We start from the raw sequence: 6,178 nt of genomic DNA, 5'->3' as shown, positions 1-6,178 counted from the left end.
GTCCTTGGCGCGGGGGATGTCGCGGTTGGCTGCCCGGACCCGCAGTGCGATGAACCGTGAGGTCATCGAGGCGTGTTTGTTGCTGGTGGTGGACTTGGTGCCGTGTCTCCAGGTGACCTGATGTAGCTTCCGGCGGCCCGCGTCCATGACGAGGTCTTTCAGTGACTGCGGGTTCTCGAGGTAGCGGCGCTGGTGTGAGCGTGGGCCTTTGCCGGCGTACTCGGCCACGTCGATGGGTGTGTCTTGGAGGTGCGCGGTCGTCGAGTGCTTGACGGCGACCATGTAGGGGATCGCCCGTTCGCTGAGCCCGGACCGGAACGCGGTGATCTCCCCATAGCCGGCGTCCCCGACCATAACCGGGGGTCGGTAGCCCCAGGCGCCGAGTTCGTCGATCATCTCCAGCGCCATCGCCCACTTCGTACGATGGCGCTGGACCTCGGGGATCTGCGCCTTAGCCCGGCGGGCGGCGATCATTTCGGCGTGCGCGTTCGTCTCTGCGGAGGTGTCATCCCAGGCTTCGGGCACATAGAGGCGCCAGTCCAGCGGGCAGGACGCCTGGTCGGTGGCCGCGTGGATGCTGACGGCGATCTGGCAGTTGCCGATCTTGCCCAACGTACCCGAATACTGCCGCGCAACACCGGGAGAGGAGCCGCCGTCCTTCTTGAACCCGGTATCGTCGACAACCCACGCGTCGGGGCCGATCACCTCGACGGCCCTGCGCACCAGGACCCGGCGTACCGGCTCGGGCTTCCACGACGAGGACGAGACGAACTGCTGCAGCTGCTGGTAATCGACCCCGAGCCGTTCGCCCATCGGCTGCATCGATTTCCGCCGCCCGTCCAGTATCAGACCGTGCAGATACAGGTTCCCCTTCTTCCGCTGATCCTTACGCGGAAGCGACGCGAACACATCCTGAACGAACGCTTCCAGTTCCGCTCTGGTCTCGGCAAGCTCATCCGGTTTCATGCTCGAAAATTAACAGGATCGGTCAAGGATTAAAAGCCGCCACGCCGACCTAACTAAGTACTACTTGGGCACTGCGGCGATTGCTGCCGCCAGATCATCCGGCGCCACGGCAGTGGCCGGCCCCGCATAGGCACGCTCCCAGCGCCCATCCTGCTTGGCGAGCGCGACGGCGGTACGTCCGGCGTCGTGCATCTTCCCTTCGGCTTCCAGCCGCTCGATGTACCCGACGTTCCGAAGGGACCAGATGCTCCGCGGGCCCCGCGGACTGAACCGCTGGAAAGTGCTTCCGTCGTCGCGCCGGCGGGCCTGCCCGTCAATCCAGCCAAAGCACAGCGCATCCTCGAGTGCCGCGGCGTAGGTCAACTCGGTCACCGCGCCGCCCTTCTTGTGGAGGATCAACCATACGCCTGGGGAGGAGGAGTGATTGGACTCCAGCCACTCCCGCCATGCGACGGCATTGGACACCAGCAGTTCCGAGAGTTCGACGGCCATGGGTAGAGAATACTGGACTACTCCAATCTAGTTTGCTAGCATTTTAGCCATGCCTGTGGAACCGAAGGTCCAGTTCAACGTCTACTTGCCGCCGGACCTGGTCCGCGCAATCAAACACAGAAGTATCGACGAGGGGCAAAGCCTGTCCGCCCTCGTCGAAAAGGTACTTCGCGAGTATGTGGAGGAGAAGTAATGCTCAGAGTGCGACCGATAGTTTTCACTCCGAATATTGACGAGTTCGCGGCCTTGTTCGCGGCGCTCGGCCTGGATCTGGCCAACGACGACGACGGCTGGCTGGTTTTCGATGCCGGCAGTGGCAGGGTGGCGCTGCACGTTGCGGAGGCTCCCTCAGTTGAGCTCGGTCTCGAGGTGGGCGACGTGCACGAGTTTGTCCGCCGGACGGTGGAGGCCGGGACCGCAGCCGAGGCGCTCGACACCAATGACGGGCGGACTGCCCACGTCCAGGGATCGGGCGGCATGGTGTTCACGGCGCACCTGGGCCAGCGAGGGATATCCAATGCCGGAGCCGACCCGGCCCTTGCCGTCATGCCTCTCTGGTACGTGACCGATGCCGCGGCCGGCGTCAAGGTTTTCACGGATATGGGCGCCCGCAAACGGCTCAGCTCCGACTCGGGCAACTGGACTGACTTCACGGCAAAGAACGGTGGACTCCTGGCCGTGCACGCTGCCGGGGAAACGGGCATCGAGTTGGCGTTCGAGTACAACGGCAACGTGGAGGCAGTTCAGCAGCGGTTGAGACAGGCTGGCATCTGGGCCGTCCTGATCGACGAAAACTGCGGCCGCTCCCTGCGCCTGCCCAACCCGGACGGCAAGGATATCTGGGTCAATGAACGCCAGCAGGACCTCTATGGGTACACGGAACACAGCGCCGGCTGACGCTCCCCGGCCGCTGACAGCGCGGCCCAATTCGTCCATCGCATCCGGGACCGGCGACCGCACCCAAAACCGGCCGTCGCCCCCGACATTTCGAGTGCGCCTGCCGTTTTCATGCGCGCCCGCCGGGAACAGGAACTTAGGTGTGGCGTGAGCCGCCCGGAATTCAGCCGATGGCCAAAGCCCCGCCTCCGAGTACACCTCACGCGCCGGTCTGCTATAAAACAAAGGTATGAACCTGCGCACACCAGACCCCAATCCCGGCTGGCTCTCGGAAGACGACCTGTACGAGGCACGCCGCCGCCTCCCCATGGTCTACGTCGAAGCGATCCCGGTGCGCTGCGACACACTGGGCTACGTCACCGAAGTGGGACTCCTGCTGCAGGCCAACGATCAAGGCGAAATGGTGCGGACTTTCGTCTCGGGCCGCGTCATGTACCGGGAGACCATCCGGGCAGCACTGGTGCGTCATCTGGAAAAGGATCTGGGCCCGTTTGCGCTCCCCCAGCTGCCACCCTGCCCGGCGCCCTTCACCATCGCCGAGTACTTTCCCTCCCCGTCCGAAACCGGACTGACCGATGACCGGCAGCACGCCGTCGCGCTCGCCTACCTGATTCCGGTGACCGGTGAATGCGAGCCCAGGCAGGATGCGCTGGAACTTACCTGGCTGACACCGGAGGAAGCGCTCAGCCCTGGAATCAGCGCGGAATTCTCGGGCGGTCGCGCCGATCTGTTGCGTCAGGCGCTGGCACATGCCGGCTGGGGACGCTGAGTCGTTACCTTTTCTTTATATACTGCAGGGCATGCAAGGATTCACTGAATGATCGACAGCGGCGTGTCCACCAATCCGGGGACGCTTCAACCTTTGGCCGCGGAAGCCGTCAGCTCCGGTCAGAAACTGATCGTGCCGGGACGGACGGAGCCCACGGAAGTGGTGGAAACCGCCGTCGAGCACGATGACTTTGGGGTTCCCGCACTGGTGCTGGCCACCCTCGAGACGGGTGAAACAGTGCGTATTGCCGCCGGATCCACCGTGCAGGCAGCACTGCCGGAAAATCATGCCGTGTCCACGGCCGACGTCGGTTCGCCTGAGGCTTTGATCGCGCAGGCTGCGGCGGTGCATCCGGAAAGTCCGCGGGTGCACGAGCTCGCCGACCGCCTTGCCAAAGGCGTGAATTTCAAGTCAGGCAGCAACCTCCAGGACATCCGCGATCTGGCGTTGACGCTGTTCGTGGACCTCGCAGATGCCGGAAACGCGCTCAGGATCTGCAACCTCCTCACCGATCTGCCGTTTGACGGGAACTTTGGCCGCTGGAAGTGGATTGAAGGGTGCCTGGCGCTGGCGGCGCATCTGACGTACGACGACGCCGATCCCTCCCGCTCGGAAGCGTACGTTGCGTCGCTGCGAGCGGCGGACCACGCGGAATTGGATCCGCTCAGGAACAAGCTGGCCGCGGCGATGCGGCAGCGGCAGCTGAACGAGCCAAACCTGTATGATCCCGAAATCGCCAGATCGGCCGGCGCGGGCACCGCCACCGCCGAGAAGGAGTGGCGGACCCTTCGACTGGTAACCCTGCTGCACCTCAGGGCGCACGGTGGATCAGAGACCCTCGCAGCTGATGTCCTGGACCGCCGGGTCGCCAACGAGCTCCTCGCCATCCGATCGCTGAAAGCTCGGCTCGGTGGCTCTGGATAGGCGTACGGCCCCGGAGTAGAGTGGCCCGCATGAACGCGGAATCCAATCCCCTCAGTGCGCATATCAACGCCGACGCGCGGCAGGTGTGGACCATGCTCCGCGAACCTGCCAAGGTCAAGCAGTGGCATGGCTGGGACTACGACGGCCTGGATGCGGAAATCCGGCTGATCTTTTTTTCCGCCGTGGTTGAGGGCCCTGACCATAAGTCACTGACCCTTGACGGCGGAGACGTCTTCCGCATCGAGCCTGCGCAGGACGGCACTGTCCTCACCATGGAGCGGGGCAGGCCGGACACGGGTTCGGACGAGGCTGGCTTGGATGAAGACATCACGGAGGGCTGGATCTCCTTCCTCCAGCAGCTCCGTTTCGCGCTGGAAAGGCACCCGAACGGCACGCGCCGCACTGCGTTCTTTTCCGGGGAGTCTTCGGACGGGACGTCAATCCTTGGCAAGCTCAACGCTGAGCAGCTTGGGCAGCCCGGCGAGAAGTATTCGCTGACACTTCCCAACGGTCAGGACCTGAGCGGCAGGGTATGGTTCCGCTCCGACAAGCAGGTGGGGCTCACCGTCGAACAGTATGCCGAGCACGGGGACGGCCTCCTGATCCTCGCAGACCAGCCGGTGATCAAAGGCACCCGGGACAAACCGGGCGCTCTGATGATCGCTACCACCTACGGCCTCGGAGCCCACTCGCTCCGGGAGATCTGGGGCGCCTGGGATGAATTCCGCGCCCGGCACTACCCATCGTCAGATCCGCTGGTGACCTCCAAGCTGGCGTAGGACTGGCGCAGAGCGCCGCGCATTGCTGGCAAAATGGGCTGGTGCAATCTCTTCCGCAATCAGATCCCAAGCAGGCCGGTTTTTCCTTCACCGTCGGCAAACGACTGAGCGAAACTGTTCCTTCCACGGAAGGCCTCCACGGGCGGAGCGGCACTATCCACACGCCGCACGGTGAGATTCGCACGCCTGCGTTCATTGCCGTTGGGACCAAGGCCACGGTGAAATCGGTACTGCCGGAGTCGATGAAGGAGCTTGGCGCGCAGGCACTCCTTGCAAACGCCTATCACCTGTATCTGCAACCCGGAGCCGATGTCCTGGATGAGGCCGGCGGCCTGGGCCGGTTCATGAACTGGCCCGGCCCCACCTTCACGGACTCCGGCGGTTTTCAGGTGATGAGCCTGGGCTCGGGCTTCAAGAAGGTCATTGAAATGTCCGCATCAGCTTCCCTGGCCGGGTCGGATGACCGCGTTGCGCCGGGCAAGGAGCGGCTGGCGCATATTGACGACGACGGCGTCTGGTTCAAGTCGCATCTGAACGGTGACCGGCACCGGTTTACTCCTGAAATCTCGATGCAGGTGCAGCACCAGCTCGGGGCGGACATCATGTTCGCGTTCGACGAGCTCACCACCTTGATGAATTCCCGCGGCTACCAGGAAGAGTCGCTCGAGCGGACCCGGCTTTGGGCGCAGCGGTGCATTGTGGAGCATGAGCGGCTCACCATCGAGCGTGCGTCCAAGCCGTACCAGGCGTTGTTCGGCGTCATTCAGGGCGCACAGTACGAGGATCTGAGACGCAAGGCTTCACAGGATCTGGGTGCCATGGACTTTGACGGCTTTGGTGTGGGCGGCGCCCTGGAAAAGGAGAATCTGGGCACGATTCTGGGCTGGTGCGCCTCGGAGCTGCCGGAGGCCAAGCCACGCCACCTGTTGGGTATCTCCGAACCCGATGACCTGTTCACCGGCATTGAAAACGGAGCCGACACGTTTGACTGCGTCTCTCCCACCCGTGTTGCCCGTAACTCCGCCTTCTATACACCGGACGGCCGGTGGAATCTTTCCAATGCCCGGTTCAAGAAGGACTTCACACCGTTGGCGGATGGCTGCGACTGCTACACCTGCCTCAACTACACCCGCGCGTACATCCATCACCTCTTCAAGGCCAAGGAGATGGTTTCCGCCACCCTGATCTCGATCCACAACGAGCGGTTTGTCATCCGGATGGTGGACCAGGCACGGGAGGCGATCGAGGACGGATCGTACTTCGAGTTGAAGACTGAGGTGCTGGGCCGCTACTACGCCTGGCGCTCCCCGCGCCAGAATCGTCGGTTGGTGGCAGGTTCACCGGGACTTCC

7 protein-coding genes and 1 pseudogene are annotated in these 6,178 nt (G+C 63.5%); 6 read left to right on the top strand and 2 right to left on the bottom strand.

All coding sequences use genetic code 11. The features are described from left to right. Together Y708_RS26755 and Y708_RS26750 are read right to left on the bottom strand one after the other, a co-directional pair. The coding region (locus Y708_RS26755; RefSeq protein ID WP_035777089.1) for an IS701 family transposase at positions 1-966 on the bottom strand (966 nt) is incomplete at its 3' end. 63 nt (positions 967-1,029) lie between these two features. Continuing rightward, positions 1,030-1,458: pseudogene (locus Y708_RS26750) on the bottom strand (hypothetical protein); the annotation flags it as partial. 49 nt (positions 1,459-1,507) lie between these two features. Here Y708_RS26750 and Y708_RS0120235 point away from each other — a divergent pair. The 6 genes from Y708_RS0120235 to tgt all read left to right on the top strand — a co-directional run. Then, a complete protein-coding gene (locus tag Y708_RS0120235; protein ID WP_028281318.1) occupies positions 1,508-1,651 on the top strand; it encodes a ribbon-helix-helix domain-containing protein in 144 nt (47 codons plus the stop codon). Continuing rightward, positions 1,651-2,355 (top strand): hypothetical protein, encoded by a 705-nt coding sequence (locus Y708_RS26745; RefSeq protein WP_051479231.1) that lies wholly within the window; start codon positions 1,651-1,653, stop codon positions 2,353-2,355. The genes Y708_RS0120235 and Y708_RS26745 overlap by 1 nt, the downstream gene beginning before the upstream one ends. A 229-nt stretch (positions 2,356-2,584) precedes the next feature. After that, complete coding sequence (locus tag Y708_RS0120225) at positions 2,585-3,124, top strand: NUDIX hydrolase family protein (protein ID WP_028281317.1); 540 nt, start codon at positions 2,585-2,587, stop codon at positions 3,122-3,124. 48 nt (positions 3,125-3,172) lie between these two features. Next, positions 3,173-4,048 carry a DUF6707 family protein gene (locus tag Y708_RS0120220; RefSeq protein ID WP_035777044.1) on the top strand — a complete coding sequence of 292 codons (876 nt, stop codon included), beginning with the start codon at positions 3,173-3,175 and terminating at the stop codon, positions 4,046-4,048. 29 nt (positions 4,049-4,077) lie between these two features. Beyond that, the gene (locus Y708_RS0120215) at positions 4,078-4,827 is read left to right on the top strand and encodes an SRPBCC family protein (RefSeq protein ID WP_035777043.1); all 750 of its coding nucleotides are present in this window, start codon (positions 4,078-4,080) and stop codon (positions 4,825-4,827) included. A 38-nt stretch (positions 4,828-4,865) separates the two neighbouring features. Next, positions 4,866-6,178, top strand: a 1,313-nt coding sequence (gene tgt, locus Y708_RS30105) for a tRNA guanosine(34) transglycosylase Tgt (protein WP_081747086.1), incomplete at its 3' end; no start/stop codon positions are given.

The organism is Arthrobacter sp. H5 (assembly GCF_000520595.1).
GTDB lineage: Bacteria > Actinomycetota > Actinomycetes > Actinomycetales > Micrococcaceae > Arthrobacter_D.
This window is presented reverse-complemented; position numbering and strand designations above follow the sequence as displayed.